Origin of the sequence: Lysobacter arenosi, from assembly GCF_016613475.2 — a bacterium.
In the GTDB taxonomy this organism is placed as follows: Bacteria; Pseudomonadota; Gammaproteobacteria; order Xanthomonadales; family Xanthomonadaceae; genus Lysobacter_J; species Lysobacter_J arenosi.
The window spans coordinates 2,108,296-2,125,842 of the sequence record NZ_CP071517.1; the positions used below are offsets into that span (position 1 = coordinate 2,108,296).

Annotated in this window: 14 protein-coding genes and 2 pseudogenes; 1 reads left to right on the forward strand and 15 read right to left on the reverse strand. The window is 67.8% G+C overall.

Annotated elements, in window-relative coordinates:
- Window positions 1–190 precede the first annotated feature (190 nt).
- Complete coding sequence (locus HIV01_RS09845) at window positions 191–1,114, reverse strand: M23 family metallopeptidase (protein WP_200606771.1); 924 nt, start codon at window positions 1,112–1,114, stop codon at window positions 191–193.
- A 5-nt stretch (window positions 1,115–1,119) separates the two neighbouring features.
- On the opposite strand from HIV01_RS09845, the gene HIV01_RS09850 reads away from it, so the two are divergent.
- Window positions 1,120–1,557 carry a DciA family protein gene (locus HIV01_RS09850; RefSeq protein WP_245156769.1) on the forward strand — a complete coding sequence of 146 codons (438 nt, stop codon included), beginning with the start codon at window positions 1,120–1,122 and terminating at the stop codon, window positions 1,555–1,557.
- 236 nt (window positions 1,558–1,793) lie between these two features.
- Here the strand turns inward: HIV01_RS09850 and lpxC are convergent, their stop codons facing one another.
- The 14 genes and pseudogenes from lpxC to ftsL all read right to left on the reverse strand — a co-directional run bounded on the left by lpxC (window position 1,794) and on the right by ftsL (window position 17,546).
- A complete protein-coding gene (gene lpxC / locus HIV01_RS09855; RefSeq protein WP_200606773.1) occupies window positions 1,794–2,708 on the reverse strand; it encodes a UDP-3-O-acyl-N-acetylglucosamine deacetylase in 915 nt (304 codons plus the stop codon).
- Between the two features lie 350 nt (window positions 2,709–3,058).
- Window positions 3,059–4,287, reverse strand: a pseudogene (ftsZ, locus tag HIV01_RS09860) (cell division protein FtsZ).
- Window positions 4,288–4,300: 13 nt separating this feature from the next.
- On the reverse strand, window positions 4,301–5,233 hold the full coding sequence (gene ftsA / locus HIV01_RS18365; protein ID WP_425600276.1) for a cell division protein FtsA: 933 nt from the start codon (window positions 5,231–5,233) through the stop codon (window positions 4,301–4,303).
- Window positions 5,234–5,282: 49 nt separating this feature from the next.
- Window positions 5,283–5,705, reverse strand: a pseudogene (ftsA, locus tag HIV01_RS18370) (cell division protein FtsA); the annotation flags it as partial.
- On the reverse strand, window positions 5,702–6,442 hold the full coding sequence (locus tag HIV01_RS09870; protein ID WP_200606780.1) for a cell division protein FtsQ/DivIB: 741 nt from the start codon (window positions 6,440–6,442) through the stop codon (window positions 5,702–5,704). The gene HIV01_RS09870 and the pseudogene ftsA (HIV01_RS18370), both read right to left, overlap by 4 nt.
- Window positions 6,439–7,440, reverse strand: coding sequence for a D-alanine--D-alanine ligase (locus tag HIV01_RS09875; protein ID WP_200606782.1), 1,002 nt, complete (start codon window positions 7,438–7,440; stop codon window positions 6,439–6,441). Before HIV01_RS09875 ends, HIV01_RS09870 begins: the two co-directional genes overlap by 4 nt.
- Window positions 7,437–8,930, reverse strand: a complete 1,494-nt coding sequence (gene murC, locus HIV01_RS09880) for a UDP-N-acetylmuramate--L-alanine ligase (RefSeq protein ID WP_425600224.1) — start codon at window positions 8,928–8,930, stop codon at window positions 7,437–7,439. The genes HIV01_RS09875 and murC overlap by 4 nt, the downstream gene beginning before the upstream one ends.
- Before the next feature lie 70 nt (window positions 8,931–9,000).
- Entirely contained in the window at window positions 9,001–10,101 is a 1,101-nt protein-coding gene (gene murG / locus HIV01_RS09885; RefSeq protein WP_245156770.1) for an undecaprenyldiphospho-muramoylpentapeptide beta-N-acetylglucosaminyltransferase, read from the reverse strand.
- Window positions 10,098–11,417: a putative lipid II flippase FtsW gene (gene ftsW / locus HIV01_RS09890; protein WP_200606784.1), complete on the reverse strand. Its 1,320-nt coding sequence runs from the start codon at window positions 11,415–11,417 to the stop codon at window positions 10,098–10,100. Before ftsW ends, murG begins: the two co-directional genes overlap by 4 nt.
- Window positions 11,417–12,502: a phospho-N-acetylmuramoyl-pentapeptide-transferase gene (gene mraY / locus HIV01_RS09895; protein WP_158733401.1), complete on the reverse strand. Its 1,086-nt coding sequence runs from the start codon at window positions 12,500–12,502 to the stop codon at window positions 11,417–11,419. Before mraY ends, ftsW begins: the two co-directional genes overlap by 1 nt.
- Window positions 12,492–13,886: a UDP-N-acetylmuramoyl-tripeptide--D-alanyl-D-alanine ligase gene (locus tag HIV01_RS09900; protein WP_200606785.1), complete on the reverse strand. Its 1,395-nt coding sequence runs from the start codon at window positions 13,884–13,886 to the stop codon at window positions 12,492–12,494. The genes mraY and HIV01_RS09900 overlap by 11 nt, the downstream gene beginning before the upstream one ends.
- A complete protein-coding gene (locus tag HIV01_RS09905) occupies window positions 13,883–15,355 on the reverse strand; it encodes a UDP-N-acetylmuramoyl-L-alanyl-D-glutamate--2,6-diaminopimelate ligase (RefSeq protein WP_200606787.1) in 1,473 nt (490 codons plus the stop codon). The genes HIV01_RS09900 and HIV01_RS09905 overlap by 4 nt, the downstream gene beginning before the upstream one ends.
- The gene (locus tag HIV01_RS09910) at window positions 15,352–17,286 is read right to left on the reverse strand and encodes a peptidoglycan D,D-transpeptidase FtsI family protein (protein WP_200606789.1); all 1,935 of its coding nucleotides are present in this window, start codon (window positions 17,284–17,286) and stop codon (window positions 15,352–15,354) included. Before HIV01_RS09910 ends, HIV01_RS09905 begins: the two co-directional genes overlap by 4 nt.
- On the reverse strand, window positions 17,283–17,546 hold the full coding sequence (gene ftsL, locus HIV01_RS09915) for a cell division protein FtsL (RefSeq protein WP_200608443.1): 264 nt from the start codon (window positions 17,544–17,546) through the stop codon (window positions 17,283–17,285). The genes HIV01_RS09910 and ftsL overlap by 4 nt, the downstream gene beginning before the upstream one ends.
- Window position 17,547: the final 1 nt, after the last annotated feature.

A 17,547-nucleotide genomic window follows, 5' to 3' on the forward strand; every position in this document is an offset into this window, starting at 1 on the left:
GTTCCCCGGAAGGAGGTCGGCTTGAAATGGAATCGGGGCGCCGAGCGCCCCGATCGCATCGAGCCTGAACTGTGGCCAGTCCGATTGTACCGTGGGGGCGCCTTGGCGTGCTTGCAAGGCAAACCTGCGTCAGGCGCTTCAGCCCGGCAGGCTCACATCGGGGCCGGAGCCCCTCCCACGATCGCCGGAATCAACCCTTGATCTGGACCTTCAGCGGCGACTGCTGGCTGAGGAAATTGCGCGGATTGACCACGCGACCGTTCTCCCACACCTCGAAGTGCACGTGGGCACCGGTGGAGCGGCCCGTCGAACCGGCCTTGGCGATTTCCTGGCCGGCACGCACCAGCTCGCCGACCTTGTGGGTCAGGCGCGAGTTGTGGGCGTAACGGGTGACGTAGCCATTGCCATGATCGACCTCGATCACGTTGCCGTAGCCCGAGCGCACGCCCGAGTAGCTGACCACGCCATCGGCCACGGCCAGGACCGGGTCACCGACGTTGGCCTTGAAGTCCAGGCCCTTGTGGTTGGCGTGACCGCCGCTGAACGGATCGGCGCGACCGCCGAAGCCGGAGGTGATGTAGCTGCCGGCGATCGGCTCGCGGCCCGGGACCGCGTTCATGTCGAGCTGGCGGTTGAACAGCAGCGACTCGAGCACCGAGAGCTGCTCGCCCGAGGCCTGGAACTGCTGGCCCAGGGTGGCCATGCCTTCGTCGAGCTCGGACTTGGTCATGTCGCGGACCGGGCCGACACCACCGACGCCGACCGGCTTGTCGAAATCGAACTCGCCGTCCTGGAGCTGGCCGATGCGGGTCAGGCGCTCACCGAGGGCGTTGAGGCGGTTGGCCTCGGCCTGCAGCTCGCCCATGCGGGCGGCCAGGGCATTGATCTCGCGCTGGGCGTCACGGCGGGTGGCCGCGATCAGCGCTTCCTGGTTGTCGGCCTTGCTGCGCAGCAGGGCGTTGTCGGCAATGCCGGCGCCAGCACCGATCGCCGCGCCGCCGCCGAGTAGAAGGGCGATGGCCAGGGCGGGACGCTGCGCTCCCCAGTAACCGGCCTGCTGCAACCAATGCGACAGCTGGGCGCGGGTTTTGTTTACGATGGATGGATAGGTCATGTCTTATGTCTGATTCCAAGCCCAGGAACCCCAAGAGAGGTCCATCGACTCCGCAAGCCGCGCTTGATGCGCTGCTGGCCGAGCCCGCTGGTGGCCCAATTCGTCGAGCCTTGTGGCTCGAACAACTGGACCTACGGTTACGCCCACACCTGCCCCCGTCTCTGGCCGCGCACGCGCGGCTGGCCAATTACGAACGAGGCAGGCTCGTGTTTGTCGTCGATGCCCCGGTATGGCGTGCCAAGTTGCGGCTCGCTGCCCCGGAACTGCTCGACGCGGCCCGTTCCGTCGGGCTGGATGCGGCTGAACTGATCGTCAAAACGACAACTCCGACGACTGCCTCCCCACAATCGGATCGGAAAGCCAAACCCATCTCAGCGACTGCACTGCTAGCACTGCAGGCCGCTCTGGCCCTCCTGAAAGACCCGGACTCTGCCGGTTCTTAAGGGGGGCCGCCGAACCCGATGGACTTCGTGGAGACCTTGGCAAACTTGTTGCCGGGGTCCATCGATTGGCTGCGGTCGGGGCATGCTAAAGGCCCAACCCTTTGAATTTGTTAAAGGGTTAGAAACAATTTGCTAGGTTTCCGTTAAATAATTGTTAAAGCGTCACGTGATGTTCACGTCTGTGACGCCCTTCCAATTCATGTAACCGTTTGCCGCATCGGGCGGCAGACCAGGCCTCAGGCGGTGGCGGGCACGCCGTAGGCGACCGGTGCCGGCGTGGCATCGGTTTCACTGAACGTAACTTCGTCCCAGGCTGAACGCTCGGCGAGCAGCGCGCGGACCAGCTTGTTGTTGAGCGCGTGGCCCGACTTGAAGCCGACATAGGTGCCGATGACCGGGTGACCGGCCAGGTAAAGGTCGCCTACGGCGTCGAGGATCTTGTGGCGGACGAACTCGTCGGCGTAGCGCAGGCCGTCGTCGTTGAGGACGCGGAATTCGTCGAGGACGATCGCGTTGTCCATCGAGCCGCCCAGGCCGAGGTTGCGCTCGCGCATGTATTCCAAGTCGCGCATGAAGCCGAACGTGCGGGCGCGGCTGACTTCCTGGATGTAGTTGGCGGTGGAGAACTCCACGACCGCGCGCGACTGCGAGGCCGGGATGGCCGGGTGGTCGAACTGCACGGTGAAGTCCAGGCGGAAGCCGTCGTAGGGCTCGAAACGCGCGACCTTGTCACCGTCGCGCACTTCCACCGCACGCTTGATGCGGATGAAACGCTTGGGTGCTTCCTGCTCGGCGATTCCCGCCGACTGCAGCAGGAACACGAACGGACCGGAGGAGCCGTCCATGATCGGCACTTCGGCCGCGGACAGCTCCACATAGATATTGTCGATGCCCAGCCCGGCCAGGGCCGACAGCAGGTGCTCGACGGTCTGGATCTTGGCGGGTCCGCAGCTCAGGCCGGTGCACAGCGTGGTCTCGGTGACCAGTTCGGCGCTGGCAGGCACTTCCACCACCGGGTCGAGATCGACGCGGCGGAACACGATGCCGGTATCGACCGGGGCCGGACGCAGGGTAAGGAAGACCTTCTCACCGCTGTGCAGGCCCACGCCGGTGGCGCGGATCACGTTCTTGAGGGTGCGCTGGCGCAGCATCTGGGCAAACCTGTCGGGGGCAGACCTGTTACGTGGACTGGAGCGCATCCATACGCGTCCGGGATATGTAGGGCCGCGAGCAGGCAGATGCAAATCGTTCTCGCCTGAACGGCGCGAAAGAATACCACCGGGCAGCCTGAACCTTAACGGAAATCGGTCACTGTCCGGCCTTATGGGCCGGGCAAGATGGCCGGTCGGCCCGCTTCTGCGGGACCGACCGGCCTAAAGCCCCGGGACGAAGGCCCAGGGACTACCAGGGGACGACGACGGTGATGCCCTCTCCCTGTCGCCAGGGCGAGGTCCTGCCTTTCCCCTCCCCTTCGCTGAGCGAAAGGGAGGGAGCTAAACCATCAGTCTGCCTGGCGGCGCAGGAACGCCGGGATGTCCACAGGTAGCTGCTGTCGCTGCCGAAGTCGGCCACGGCCGGCGACGACGACGGTTCGACCGAGCGGCCGCTGGTGTTGCCGCGCAGGCTGTTGCCGAAGCTCGGGCGCACCGGGGCGGCCATGTCTTCCATCGCTCCGAACTCCGGCTGGCCGGTGGTGGCATTGCGCACCAGGGTGATCGGGGCGCGCAGTGCTTCCTTCTCGCTGCCGCGAACGGACTGGCGGGAGACGGCACGGTTGAGGCCGGTGGCGACCACGGTGACCTTGACCTCGTCCTGCATGTCCGGGTCGAGCACGGTGCCGATGACGACGGTGGCGTCTTCGGAAGCGAAGTTCTCGATGGTGCGACCGACCTCGTCGAACTCGGCCATCGTGAAATCCGGACCGGCGGTGATGTTGACCAGGATGCCGTTGGCGCCGGACAGGTTGACGTCGTCGAGCAGCGGGTTCTGGATCGCCGACTCGGCGGCGGCCTGCGCGCGGTCGTCGCCGCGTGCCGAGCCGGTGCCCATCATCGCCAGGCCCATCTCGCTCATCACGGTGCGCACGTCGGCGAAGTCGACGTTGATCAGGCCCGGGCGGACGATCAGGTCGGCGATGCCCTGCACGGCGCCGAGCAGCACGTCATTGGCGGCGCGGAAGGCCTGGATCATCGTGGCGTTGCGGCCGAGGACGGTGATCAGCTTTTCGTTCGGGATGGTGATCAGCGAGTCGCAGTGGTGGCTCAGTTCCTCGATGCCCTTGAGCGCGACCTGCATGCGGCGGCGACCCTCGAACGGGAACGGCTTGGTGACCACTGCGACGGTCAGGATGCCCATCTCCTTGGCCAGCTGTGCCACCACCGGCGCGGCGCCGGTACCGGTGCCACCGCCCATTCCGGCGGTGATGAACACCATGTCGGCACCGGTCAGTGCATCCATGATGCGCTCGCGGTCTTCCAGGGCAGCCTGGCGACCGACTTCGGGATTGGCGCCGGCACCGAGACCCTTGGTCACGTTGCTGCCGAGCTGCAGCTGCAGCTTGGCGCCACAGTTCTTGATCGCCTGCGCGTCGGTGTTGGCGGTGATGAACTCCACGCCATCGACATTGCCGCTGACCATGTGCGCAACAGCGTTGCCGCCGCCGCCGCCCACGCCAACAACCTTGATCACCGCGTTCGGGGCCATTTTTTCAACCAGTTCGAAATGTGCCATGTCGTCGTCCTCGTTATGTGTTGCTAGTTATGTGTCGTGTTGCTTTCGAATTACTGGTGCTGCCTGCCGCTCTTCGCCGTCGCCTCGCCTGCCCTCTTGGCCCGGGCTCCCTGCCCGGACCAGGAACCGGCGCCGGCATCCGCCGCGTCGATTCCGTATGTGCAGCGTTTCTGACCATCGTCAGAACTCGCCGCGATACCAGTTCTTGAGCTTGCTGAAGAAGCTGCCGGCGCGACCGGTGGAGATCACCGGACGACGCGGGTGCTCGATCTGGCTGCCCATCAACAGAAGACCCACGCCGGTGGCATGCACCGGGTTGCCGACCACTTCGCCAAGACCGGTGACGTGCTGCGGGATGCCCACGCGCACCGGCATCTGCAGCATTTCCTCGGCCAGCTCGACCACGCCTTCCATCTTTGCCGCGCCGCCGGTGAGGACCATGCCGGCGCGGACGTGGTGCTCGAAGCCGCTGCGGCGCAGTTCGGCCCTGGATCATTTCGAAGATTTCCTCGTAGCGTGCCTGCACTGCCTGCGCCAGCGAGGCGCGCGGCATGCGCCGCGGCGGACGGTCGCCGACGCTGGGCACCTGGATCGATTCCTCGGCGGTCGCCATCTGCGCCAGCGCGCAGGCGTAGCGGACCTTGATCTGCTCGGCCTCCGGCGTCGGCGTGCGCAGCATGTGGGCGATGTCCTCGGTGACCTTGTCGCCGGCGATCGGCAGGCTCGCGCTGTGCGCGATCGCGCCGCCGACGAACACGGCGATGTCGGTGGTGCCCGCGCCGATGTCGACCAGGATCACGCCAAGCTCGCGCTCGTCGGAGGTCAGCACGGCCTGGCTGGAGGCCAGCACGCTCAGGACCAGGTCGTCGATCTGCAAACCGCAGCGCTGCACGCACTTGCTGATGTTGGCCGCGGCCGACTGCGCGCACACCACCAAGGTGCGCATGCACCTCCAGGCGCACGCCGGTCATGCCGACGGGATTGCGGATGCCGTCCTGCGAATCGTCGAGCACGTAGTCGCGCGGGATCGCGTGCAGGATCTTCTGGTCGGCGGGGATGGCCACGGCCTTGGCCGCTTCGAGCACGCGGTCGAGGTCGCCGTAGGTCACTTCGCCGTCGCGGATCGGGGCGATGCCCTGCGAGTTGCGGCACTGCACGTGGTTGCCGGAGATCGAGGCGTAGACCGAGCGGATCTCGCAGCCGGCCATCAGCTCGGCTTCCTCGATCGCGCGCTGGATCGACTGCACCGTCGACTCGATGTCCACCACCACGCCGCGCTTGAGTCCGCGCGATTCGTGCGAGCCGATGCCGATCACCTCGATCGGGTTGCCCGGCGAATACTCGCCGACCAGCGCCACCACCTTCGAGGTGCCGATGTCGAGACCAACGATCAGCGACTTGTCGCCCTTACGATTCATGACTGTCCTTGCGGTTGTTGCGGCACGGCCGCCGGCGCCGGGACCGGCGCCCACGTCAGTGCAAAACCATTGGTGTAGCGAAGGTCGGCGCGCTTGAGCACCTGCGCCTGCTGCGCCAGCAGCTGCGGCATCAGGCGCACGAAGCGGCCGATGCGTGCGCGTGCCTCGCTGCGGCCGACCACGATCTGCGCGCCGTTGTCGAGCCCGAGCGTCCAGCTGCCGCGCGGATCCAGCGACACTTCCTTGACGTCCAGTCCGATCGGCGCGAACTGCGCGCGCGATTCGTTGTAGAGCGTCACCACGTCGGCCACGCGTGCTTGCGGACCGCCCAGCTGCGGCAGACCCGGCGGAACTTCCACGCCCTTGGCCGGGAACAGCTTGCCCTGCTGCGACAGCAGCAGGTCCTTGTCCCAGCGCGCGAACGGGCGGTGTTCGACCACGATCACTTCCAGCACGTCCGGCCAGCGCTTGCGCACTTGCGCATGCTCGACCCACGGCAGCTTCGACACCGCGGCCTGCGCCGCGGCAAGATCGACGGCAAAGAATCCACGCTGCGCATACGGCATCACCGTGCGACGCAGCAACGCCTCGTCGACGCGCTCGAACTGGCCGGTCGCGCGCAGCTTCTGCAGCGGCCACTGGCTCGCGCCGATCCAGCCGTTGAGCACGGCCACGATCGGCAGCGCCACCAGCGCCAGCGCGAGGATCCAGCCGACGATGCGAAGCATGGCGTTCACGCCGGCGCACCTCCAGTGGTTTGAGCGGCCGGGGCGAGGCTCGACTCGAGCACGCGCCAGCACAGTTCATCGAATTCGATACCGACCTGGCGCGCGGCCTTGGGCACCAGCGAGTGGCTGGTCATGCCCGGGGCGGTGTTCACTTCGAGCAGGTAGAGCGCGCCGGTGCTGCGGTCGCGCATGAAGTCGACGCGGCCCCAGCCGTGGCAACCAGCGGACACGAACGCTTCCCGCGCCAGGTGGCGGATGGTGTCTTCCTCTGCGCCTTCCAGGCCCGGGCACAGGTACTGCGTGTCGTCGGAGATGTACTTGGCGTGGTAGTCGTACCACTCGCCCTTGGGCACGATGCGGATCGACGGCAGCGCAACGTGCTTGCCGCCGATGAGCAGCATCGGCACGGTCAGTTCCTCGCCATCGATCAGCTGCTCCATCAGCAGCTCGCCCGGGTAGTGGGCGGCATGCTCGACGGCCGCATCGAGGTCGGACTCGGCGAGCACGCGCGACACGCCGACGCTGGAGCCTTCGCTCGACGGCTTGATGAAGACCGGCAGGCCCAGTTCTCGCGCGGCGGCATGCACGTCGGCGCCCGGCGCCAGGCGCACGTAGCGCGGCGTCGGCAGGCCTTCGCTCAGCCACACCTGCTTGGTGCGGATCTTGTCCATGGTCAGCGCCGAGCCGAGCACGTTGGAGCCGGTGTACGGCACGCCCAGCGCTTCGCACAGGCCCTGCAGGACGCCGTCTTCGCCGCCGCCCTTGTTGCCGTGCAGGATGTTGAACACGCGGTCGACACTGCCGGCGCGGATCGCGTCGACCAGTGCCGGCACGCCATCGACGGCGAACGCGTCGATGCCGCGAGAGCGCAGTGCTTCGAGAACGTTTCGACCGGAGTCGAGCGAGACCTCACGTTCGGCGCTGGTGCCGCCCATCAGCACGGCGACGCGGCCGAACACGGCGGGATCACTGACCTGGGCCGGGCCGATCGGGAACTGCGCGCTCACTTCCTGTCTCCGTTGGTGGATCCATTGGTGGATCCATTGGTGGAACCGTTCGAGGTTCCGTTGAATCCGTTGGCTGCGATCTGCTGCGCGGCGTAGCCGATGTCGCCGGCGCCCATCATCAGCAGCAGGTCACCGTCATTGAGCACGTCCGGCAGCAGCCGGGCGAGATCGCCGGCGCCGTTGACGACGATGGGATCGATGCGGCCACGCGCACGGATCGCGCGCGCCAGCGACTTGGCATCGGCGCCCGCAATCGGCGCTTCGCCGGCGGGATAGACCTCGGTCAGCACCAGCACGTCGACGCTGGACAGCACCGCGGCGAACTCGTCGAACAGGTCGCGGGTGCGGCTGTAGCGGTGCGGCTGAAACGCCACGACCAGGCGCTTGTCGGCCCAGCCGCCACGCGCGGCGGCGAACACCGCCTCGAGCTCCTTCGGGTGGTGGCCATAGTCGTCCACCAGTTGCACCTTCGCGCCCTTGGCGGTGGTCGGGCTGCCCAGCAGGTTGAAGCGGCGGCCGACGCCGGCGAATCCAGCCAGTGCCCGCGCGATCGCTTCCGCGCTGACGCCCAGCTGCCACGCCACCGATGCGGCGGCCAGCGCGTTCTGCACGTTGTGCCGGCCCGGCAGCGCCAGCGTCACCGGCGTGCGCGTCGCATCGGGCAGGCACAGGGTGAAGCGCATGTTCGGGCCGTCCTGCTCGACGTCCTCGGCGCGCACGTCGGCCACTTCGCTGAAGCCGTAGGTCATGACGTGGCGCGGCGTCTTCGCCGCCAGCGCCGCCACTTCCGGGTCGTCGATGCACAGCACGGCCAGGCCGTAGAACGGCAGGCGGTGCATGAATTCCTCGAATGCCGACTGGACGTTGGCGAAGTCGCCGCCGTAGTTCTCCAGATGATCGGCGTCGATATTGGTGACGATGGCGATCTGCGGATTCAGGCGCAGGAAGCTGCCATCGCTTTCGTCGGCCTCGGCGACCAGCCAGTCGCCGGTGCCCAGGCGTGCGTTGGCACCGGCGGCAAGCAGCTGGCCACCGATCACGAACGTCGGATCGATGCCGCCTTCGGCGAGCACGCTGGCCGCCAGCGAGGTGGTGGTGGTCTTGCCGTGCGTGCCGGCCACCGCGATGCCGCGCTTGAAGCGCATCAGCTCGGCCAGCATCTCGGCGCGCGGCACCACCGGGATGCGCTGCGCGCGCGCTTCCATCAATTCCGGGTTGTCGGCGCGGATCGCGCTGGACACCACGACACAGTCGGCGCCGAGCACGTTCGCCGCGGCATGGCCGCGCTGGACGGTGATGCCTAGCCCCGCAAGGCGGCGAGTCACGGCATTGTCGGCGTTGTCCGAACCGGAGACCTGGTAGCCCAGCGTGCCCATCACCTCGGCAATGCCGCTCATGCCGACGCCGCCGATGCCGACGAAGTGCACGCGCGGGAAGGCTTTGGCGAGGTCGCCGGTGTGCTGCAGGCGGCGGCGCAGGGCGGTACTCATGGCGTGTTTCCGGAGAACTTGATGGGTGTGAACTGGACGGGGGTGGAGGAACTGGCGCAGGTCACAGCGATCACGGCACGACCTCCATGACGGCATCGGCGACGCGCTTGGCGGCGTCTGGCCTGGCGATCGCGTGCGCGCTTTGCGCCAGCTGCAGCAATGCGCCGCGCTCACCGAGGATTTCGATCGTGGCCGAGATGCGGTCGCCCAGGTCGTTGCCGATGCCCTGCGGCACCAGGAATGCGGCGCCGCGATCGACCAGGTACTGCGCGTTCTTGGTCTGGTGGTCGTCGACCGCCTGCGGGAACGGCACCAGCACGCTGCCGACACCGACCGCGCACAGCTCGGCCAGCGTCAGTGCACCAGCGCGGCAGATCACCAGGTCGGCCCAGGCATAGGCCTCAGCCATGTCGGCGATGAACGGTTCCACCGAGGCGTGGACGCCGGCCTTGGCGTACGCCTGCTCGGCTTCCTCGCGCATCTTCTCGCCGCTCTGATGGCGCACTTCGCAGGCCAGGCGACCGCGCAGGCCGGCGACGGCCTTGGGCATCGCCGTGTTCAATGCGCGGGCGCCCTGGCTGCCGCCGAGCACGAGCAGGCGGATCGGACCGGTGCGCGCAGCGAAGCGACCGCTCGGCGGCATCACCGCGGCGATCTCGTTGCGAACCGGATTGCCGACCACTTCTTCGTTGAGGTTCGGGAACGTACCCGGGAATCCCGTCAGCACGTGGCGCGCGAAACGCGCCAGCACGCGGTTGGTCAGGCCGGGGGCACGGTTCTGTTCGTGCACGAGCAGCGGAATGCCGGCGATGCGTGCTGCTATGCCACCGGGACCTGCGGCATAGCCACCAAAACTGACGACGGCGCGCGGCTGGCGCTCGCGCAATGTCTGCAGCGCGGCGCGCACGGCGCCGATCAGGCGGAAAGGCGTCGCCAGCAACGTGCCGATGCCCTTGCCACGCATGCCGCTGACCGCGATCGTGTCGATGGCGATGTCGTGCTGCGGCACCAGGCGCGTTTCCATGCCGCCTTCGGCACCGAGCCACAGCACCGGAACGCCGCGCTCCTTGAGTTCGCGCGCGACCGCCAGCCCCGGGAAGATGTGCCCACCGGTGCCACCGGCGAGGATCATCACCGGGTGCAGGTCGGAGTCGGTCGCGGCAACCTTCATGCGATCCTCCCGAGGGTGGGTTCGACGCGCTGGCGCAGGCGGCTGGTGCCGCGCACGGCGTCCGCCGGACGCTTGGACTGCGGCGTCGCGATCGGTGCCGAAGTGGCCAGCGGCGCCGAAGCAGCCGGCGGCGGCGTGGTTTCGTTGCGCACGCGGGCGACCTGGCGCTGGGCGCGATCGAGTTCGTAGGACACGCGCAGCAGCAGGCCCAGCGCGGCGCAGGTCATGATCACGCTCGAGCCGCCGTAGGAGATCATCGGCAACGTCAGGCCCTTGGTCGGCAGCAGGCCGAGGTTGACGCCGATCGAGACGAAGCTCTGCAGGCTCATCCACAACGCGATGCCGAAGGCGCAGTAGCCGGCGAAGTGGCGGCGCATCTCGACGCACTTCAGGCCCAGCCAGAAGGCGCGACCGGCCAGGCCGGCGTACAGCGCGACCACGGTGCACACGCCGAGGAAACCGAACTCTTCGGCAATCACCGCCATGATGAAGTCGGTGTGCGCCTCGGGCAGGTACGACAGCTTCTGCACCGATGCGCCGAGGCCGACGCCCAGCCACTCGCCGCGACCGACCGCCATCAGTGCGTTGGTCAGCTGGTAGCCGGTCTTGAACGGGTCCTGCCAGGGATCGAGGAACGAGGTCAGTCGCGTGACGCGGTAGGGCTCGGCGATGGCCACGATCGCCAGCAGCGGCAAGCCGACCAGCACAGGGCCGAACATGCGCGGCATGTTGACGCCACCCAGCACCAGCATGCCGGCGGTGATGGCCAGGATCAGCGACGACGAACCGAAGTCCGGCTGCAGCAGCAACAGCACCACCAGGCCGACGGCGACGCCGATCGGCTTGAGCATCGCGCCCCAGGTCGCGGTCACTTCCTCGCTGTAACGCTTGAGGTAGCTTGCCAGCCAGACGATGTAGAGCAGCTTGACCGCTTCCACCGCCTGGAAGTTGGACACACCCAAGTTGAGCCAGCGCCGCGCGCCGTTGACGCTCTTGCCGATGCCGGGCACGAACACGGCGATCAGCAGCAGGAAGCAGACCAGCAGCAGCCACTGGTTGTGCTGCTCGATGGTCTTGAGCTCGGTACGCATCACCCACAGCGCCATGACCAGGCCGATGGCGAGGAACACGACATGGCGGCCGAGGAAGTAGAACGCTCCGACGTCGTGGCCGTCGGCGACGCCGATCGAAGCCGAACCGACCATGACCACACCCAGGCAGGCGAGCGCGCACGAAATTCCCAGCAGCCACGGATCAAAGTGGCCGCCGATGGCATCGAGGCGGGTTGCCTGGCGAGTGGTCGAAAGGTCGGTCATCAGCGCACCTTCAACGTCGCCAGGCCGACCAGGACCAGGATCACCGAGATGATCCAGAAGCGCACGATCACGCGCGGCTCCGGCCAGCCCTTCAGTTCGAAGTGGTGGTGGATCGGCGCCATCCGGAACACGCGCTTGCCGGTGAGCTTGAACGAGCCCACCTGGATCATCACCGACAGCGTCTCGATCACGAAGATGCCGCCCATGATCACCAGCACCAGTTCCTGGCGGACGATGACGGCGATCGTGCCGAGTACGGCGCCCAGCGCGAGCGCGCCGATGTCGCCCATGAACACCATCGCCGGGTAGGTGTTGAACCACAGGAAGCCCAGGCCGGCACCGGCAATGGCCGCGCAGATGATCACCAGTTCACCGGCGCCCGGCACGGCCGGAATCTGCAGGTACTTGGAGAACTCGGCGTGGCCGGAGGCATAGGCGAAGATGCCCAGTGCGCAGGCGACCAGCACGGTCGGCATGATCGCCAGGCCATCGAGGCCGTCGGTCAGGTTGACCGCGTTGGAGAAGCCGACGATCCAGAAGTAGGCGATGGCGACGAAGCCAATCCCGGCCAGCGGCAACGCGATCGACTTGAAGAACGGCACGTAGAAGGTCGTCGCCGCCGGCACGTCGGCGTACAGATAGAGGTACAGGCCGGCAGCGAGGCCGAACACCGACTGGGCCAGGTACTTCCAGCGGGACTTCAGTCCGTTCGGATCGCGGCGGACGATCTTGATCCAGTCGTCGTACCAGCCGATCGCGCCGAAGGCGAGCATGACCAGCAGCACCGTCCACACATACTTGTTGCGCAGGTCGCCCCACAGCAGCACTGAGGCCATCACGGTGATCAGGATCAGCGCGCCACCCATGGTCGGCGTGCCGGCCTTGGAGAAGTGCGACTGTGGGCCGTCCTTGCGGATCGGCTGGCCGCCCTTGAGCTGGCCCAGGCGACGGATCACCGCCGGCCCCCACCACAGCGACAGCGCCAATGCGGTCAGCGCGCTGAGGATGCCGCGGAAGGTCAGGTAACTGAAAAGACCGAACAGGCTCTGCAGTTGTTCCAGCCAGCGAGTGAGTTCAAGCAGCATCGGGATTCCCCTTCTTATCCGAGCGCGTCGCCAGCGCGGTGACGATCCGGTCCATCGCGCTGCCGCGCGAGCCCTTCACCAGCACGCGGACGCCTTCGTGCAGTTGCGCGCGCAGTGCGTCGGCCAGTGCGTCATGAGTTTCAAAATGCGTGGCGCCTTCGCCGAAGGTCGCGGCCGCTGCGGCGCTGAACTGGCCCAGCGTGAACAGCCGGGCGATGCGCGCACTGCGGGCACGGCGTCCGGCCTCGGCGTGCATCGCTTCGGCATCGGCACCCAGTTCGCGCATGTCGCCCAGCACCAGCCAGGCTTCGCCGCCGCCTTCAGACAAGGTGTCGATGGCGGCCGCAAGCGAGCCGGGATTGGCGTTGTAGCTGTCGTCGATCAGCACCGCGCCGTTTTCCAGGCGGTAGGAGATCAGGCGACCGGGCACCGAGCGGGCGGCATTGAGGCCTTCGGCCACTTTCTCCAGCGGCGCCCCAACGCCAAGCGCGAGCGCAGCGGCGGCCAGTGCGTTGCGAACGTTGTGGCGGCCGGGCAACGCGAGCGTGACCGCGGCTTCGCCCTGCGGCGTGACCAGCATGAAGCTCGAGCTGTCCGCCGCAGGCTTGATGTCGCGCGCGGTGATGTCGGCGCTGGCATCCAGACCGAAGCGGACCAGACGGCGACCGTGGGCGCGCTCAGCGAAATACGGTGCGAAGGCATCGTCGGCGTTGATCACCGCCACGCCCTCTGCCGGCAGCGAGTCGTAGATCGCTGCCTTGGTGTCGGCCACGCCCAGCAGGCTGCCCATGCGCTCCAGGTGACCGGGCGCGATGTTGTTGACCACGGAGACGTCGGGACGCACGACCGCGGTCAGATAAGCGATGTCGCCCGGCTGGCCCGCGCCCATCTCGTAGATCGAGAACTGCACGCCTTCGGGCGCATCGAGCACGGCCAGCGGCAGGCCGATCTCGTTGTTGCGGTTGCCCGGCGTAGCGTAGGTCGGGCCGACCCGCTCGAGGATCGCCAGGGTCAGTGCCTTGACGCTGGTCTTGCCGTTGCTGCCGGTGATGGCGACGATCTTCTCGCCCTTGCCGCTGTCGATGCGGGCGCGCTGCACGGCGGCGGCGAGGTCGGCCAGCGCACGCTGGGTATCGGCGACGATCACCTGCGCAATCGCGGTATCGAGCTGGCGCGACACCAGCACTGCGGCGACCTTGTCTGCCGGCAATGCGGCGACGTGGTCGTGGGCGTCGAAGCGCTCGCCCTTGAGTGCGATGAACAGCACCGCCCCGCCCTGCGGCAGCGCGCGGGTGTCGGTGGCGACGGTTGCCACGACGGCGTCGGCGCCGTGCAGGCGGCCGCCGGTCATGCGTGCGATCTGCGACAGATGCAACGGCGTCATGACCGCGCCTCCAGCGCCGCACGGGCGACCTGGGTATCGTCGAACGGGTATTGCACGCCCTGGATGTCCTGGTAAGGCTCGTGGCCCTTGCCGGCCACCAGCACGATGTCGTCCGCTCCGGCCATGCCGACCGCACGCGCGATCGCGGCGGCGCGGTCGCGCTGCACGCTGACCTGCGCCGGATTGGCGAAGCCGGTCATGATGTCGTCGACAATAACGTCGCCATTCTCGAAACGCGGGTTGTCGTCGGTGACGATCACCACGTCGGCATGGCGCTCGGCGATCTGCGCCATCTGCGGGCGCTTGCCACGATCACGATCGCCGCCGCAGCCGAACACGCACAGCAGGCGCGCCTGCACATGCGCTCGCAGCGACGTCAGCGCCTGTTCGAGGGCATCGGGCGTGTGGGCGTAGTCGATGACCACCAGCGGCAATTCGCCATCACCGCCGAGGCGGTTCATGCGGCCGTGGATCGGCTGCAGTTGCGACAGCAGTTGCGCGATCCGCGCCGGCTGCTCGCCCAGCGCCAGCAGCGTGCCGGCCACGGCCAGCAGGTTGTCGACGTTGAAGCGGCCCAGCAGCGGCGAACTGACCGGGTGCGCTTCACCTTCGTGCACCAGGTCGAAGCCGATCCCGGCATTGTCGAAGCGCAGCGACTGCGCCTGCAGCGTCGCGTCCTGCGCGCCGCGCGAGCTCAGGCCGATGGCACGAACGCCTTGCGGCAGAGTTGCGATCAGCTCGCGGCCGAACTCGTCGTCGAGATTGATGACCGCCGCCGACAGGCCCGGCCAGGCGAACAGCCGCGCCTTGGCTGCGCCGTAAGTGGCCATGTCGCCGTGGTAGTCGAGGTGGTCACGCGTCAGGTTGGTGAACACCGCGACATCGAAATGCACGCCATCGACGCGGCCCTGGTCGAGCGCGTGCGAGCTGGCTTCCATGGCGATGGCGTGCGCACCCTGGTCGCGCATCTGCGCGAGCAGTTCATGCGTCTGCAGCACCAGCGGCGTGGTGAAACCGGTCGGGACGACTTCGCCGTAGAGACCGGCGCCGAGCGTACCGACGCTGCCGCTGCTGATGCCGGAAAGGTGCCAGGCCTGCGTCAGCAGTTGCACCGTCGACGTCTTGCCGTTGGTGCCGGTGACACCGACCACATCCATGGCCGCGGTGGCGCGACCGTGGAAGGCATCACCCATCTCGCCCAGGCGCGAACGCAGGCCCGGCACGGCGATGGCATCGGCGGGCGCCGGCAGGTCTTCCGGTGCCGGCGGCTCGAACAGGATGGCGCTCGCACCGGCGGCGCGCGCCTGCTCGACGAAGCGCAGGCCGTGCGCGCCGAAGCCGGCGATGGCGACGAAGGCGTAGCCTGGCCTGACCGCGCGCGAGTCGAGCACCAGCCCGCTGATCTGCAACTGCGGCGGGATGCCCACAACGTCGGGCAGCAGTTCGGCAAGCGCCATGAGGCGGCTCATCGGCCACCTCCGGGCGTGGTTACCACTCCGGTCGACACCGGCATCGCTGCCACGTGCACCGGTGCCGGCAGCACCGCGCCGGAAGGCTTGCCACCGTTGGACTTGGCACGCTTGGCCTCGGCCTCGGCTTGCGCGGCCATCCAGGTGTCGATGTCGTCGGGCGCGACGTCCATCAGGCGCAGGGCGCCTTCCATGACGCTCTTGAACACCGGACCAGACACGAAGCCGCCGTAATAGCCCTTCGCCGGATCGGGATCGTTGACGACCACCACCATCGAGAAGCGCGGATTGTTGACCGGGACGACGCCGGCGAAGAACGACACATAGCGGCGCGAGTAGCCGCCGGTGTCGTTGAACTTGCGCGCGGTGCCGGTCTTGCCTGCGACGTGGTAGCCGAGGATCGCCGCCTGCGTGGCGGTGCCACCGGGCTCGGTCACGGTCTGCATCATGCGCATGATCTGGCCGGAGATCGCCGGATCGAGCACCTGCACCGGCTCGTGCTGCTGCCCGCCCTTGACGTACGTCGGCGTGATCAGGCGGCCGCCGTTGCCGAGCGCGGCATAGGCCTGCGCGATCTGCAGCGGCGTCGCCGACAGGCCGTAACCGTAGGACATGGTTTGCTTGGTCGTGCCGCTCCAGCGCGACGGCGGCGCCAGCACGCCCGAGGACTCGCCCGGGAAGCCGCTGTTGGTCTTGCGGCCGTATCCGAAGCGATGCAGGAACTCGTAGTACTGCTGGCTCGGGATCCGCGCCACGATCTTGGCCGCGCCGATGTTCGAGCTCTTGGTGATCACGCCGGTCGTGTCGAGCACACCGTAGTTGCGGTGGTCGGTGGTGCGATAACGGCCGTTCGGCATCCAGCCCGGGTTGGTGTCGAAGGTCGAATGCGCGGTGATCACGCCGGCCTCGAGCGCGGCGGCGACGGTCAGCGGCTTCATCGTCGAGCCGGGCTCGATCACGTCCGTGACGGCGCGGTTGCGGTGCGTGTCGGGGTTGCCGACGCTGAGCGCATTGGGGTTGTAGGTCGGCAGGTTGGCCATCGCCAGCACTTCGCCGGTGGCAATGTCGAGCACCACCACCGAACCGCTGCTCGCGCCGGTGCGCTGCAGCGTGGCGCGCAGTTCGCGGAACGCCAGGTACTGGACCCGGCGATCGATGGTCAGGGTCAGGTCGTGGCCCGGCTCGGCCGGCTTGACCAGGTCGACGCTCTCGACGATGCGACCGGCACCGTCGCGGATCACGCGCTTGGCGCCGGGCTTGCCGCGCAGCCAGTCGTCGAACGCCAGCTCCAGGCCTTCCTGGCCGAGGTCGTCGATGTTGGTGAAGCCCAGGATGTGCGACATCGCCTCCCCTTGCGGGTAGAAGCGACGGAACTCGCGCTGCGAGAACACGCCCGGGGTCTTGTAGGCCAGGATCCGGCGCGCCTCGTCCGGATTGATCCGGCGCTTGAGGTAGACGAATTCCTTGTCGGCGCGCTGGCTGAGCTTGCGCGTCAGCGCTTCGCGCGACACGCCCAGCGCCTTGGCCAGCTGCGGGATGCGGGTCGGGTTGGCCAGCAGTTCCTGCGGGTTGGCCCAGATCGACTCGACCGGCGTCGACACCGCCAGCGGCTCGCCGTTGCGGTCGGTGATCATGCCGCGCGAGGTCGGGATCGGGATCTCGCGCAGCGAACGGGCATCGCCCTGCTGGCGGTAGAAGTCGTTGCTGATGACCTGCAGGTCGAGCGCACGCGCGACCAGCGCGATCGAGCACACGCCCAGCGCGCTGCCGACGATCAGCAGGCGGTTGCGCAGGTTGAACGAGGCGCGGCCGCGGCCCTTGCCGGCGACGCGGTCACGCTCGCGCTCGCCGCCGCCGAACTTCTCGCGCAGTGCGAGCAGCCGTTCGAGCGGGCTGGTGCGGCCGGAGGGCTTGGCGTTGCGACCGGTCATGGACGGATCACCACGGTTTCGACGCCTTCCGGAAACTTCATGCCCAAACGATCACGCGCGACCTGGTCGATGCGGTTGCTTTCGGCCCAGGTCGCCTGCTCGAGTTGCAGCCGGCCGAACTCGATGTTGAGTTCGTCGCGGGCACGTTCCAGGCGGCTGAGCTGGACGAACAGCTGGCGGTGCTGGTGACGCGCCTCCACCACTGCCAGCGCCGAGACGACGTTGGCCACCACCAGCACGCTCAGCAGCAGGCGGGCGATG

Excerpts from the sequence above, each read along its gene's own strand:
- ftsW (WP_200606784.1), bottom strand. The coding sequence starts at position 11,417 with ATGACCGACCTTTCGACCACTCGCCAGGCAACCCGCCTCGATGCCATC.
- lpxC (WP_200606773.1), bottom strand. The coding sequence starts at position 2,708 with ATGCTGCGCCAGCGCACCCTCAAGAACGTGATCCGCGCCACCGGCGTG.
- HIV01_RS09845 (WP_200606771.1), bottom strand. The coding sequence starts at position 1,114 with ATGACCTATCCATCCATCGTAAACAAAACCCGCGCCCAGCTGTCGCAT.
- mraY (WP_158733401.1), bottom strand. The coding sequence starts at position 12,502 with ATGCTGCTTGAACTCACTCGCTGGCTGGAACAACTGCAGAGCCTGTTC.
- HIV01_RS09900 (WP_200606785.1), bottom strand. The coding sequence starts at position 13,886 with ATGACGCCGTTGCATCTGTCGCAGATCGCACGCATGACCGGCGGCCGC.
- HIV01_RS09850 (WP_245156769.1), top strand. The coding sequence starts at position 1,120 with ATGTCTGATTCCAAGCCCAGGAACCCCAAGAGAGGTCCATCGACTCCG.
- murC (WP_425600224.1), bottom strand. The coding sequence starts at position 8,930 with ATGAGTACCGCCCTGCGCCGCCGCCTGCAGCACACCGGCGACCTCGCC.
- HIV01_RS09905 (WP_200606787.1), bottom strand. The coding sequence starts at position 15,355 with ATGAGCCGCCTCATGGCGCTTGCCGAACTGCTGCCCGACGTTGTGGGC.
- HIV01_RS09910 (WP_200606789.1), bottom strand. The coding sequence starts at position 17,286 with ATGACCGGTCGCAACGCCAAGCCCTCCGGCCGCACCAGCCCGCTCGAA.
- murG (WP_245156770.1), bottom strand. The coding sequence starts at position 10,101 with ATGAAGGTTGCCGCGACCGACTCCGACCTGCACCCGGTGATGATCCTC.
- ftsA (WP_425600276.1), bottom strand. The coding sequence starts at position 5,233 with ATGCGCACCTTGGTGGTGTGCGCGCAGTCGGCCGCGGCCAACATCAGC.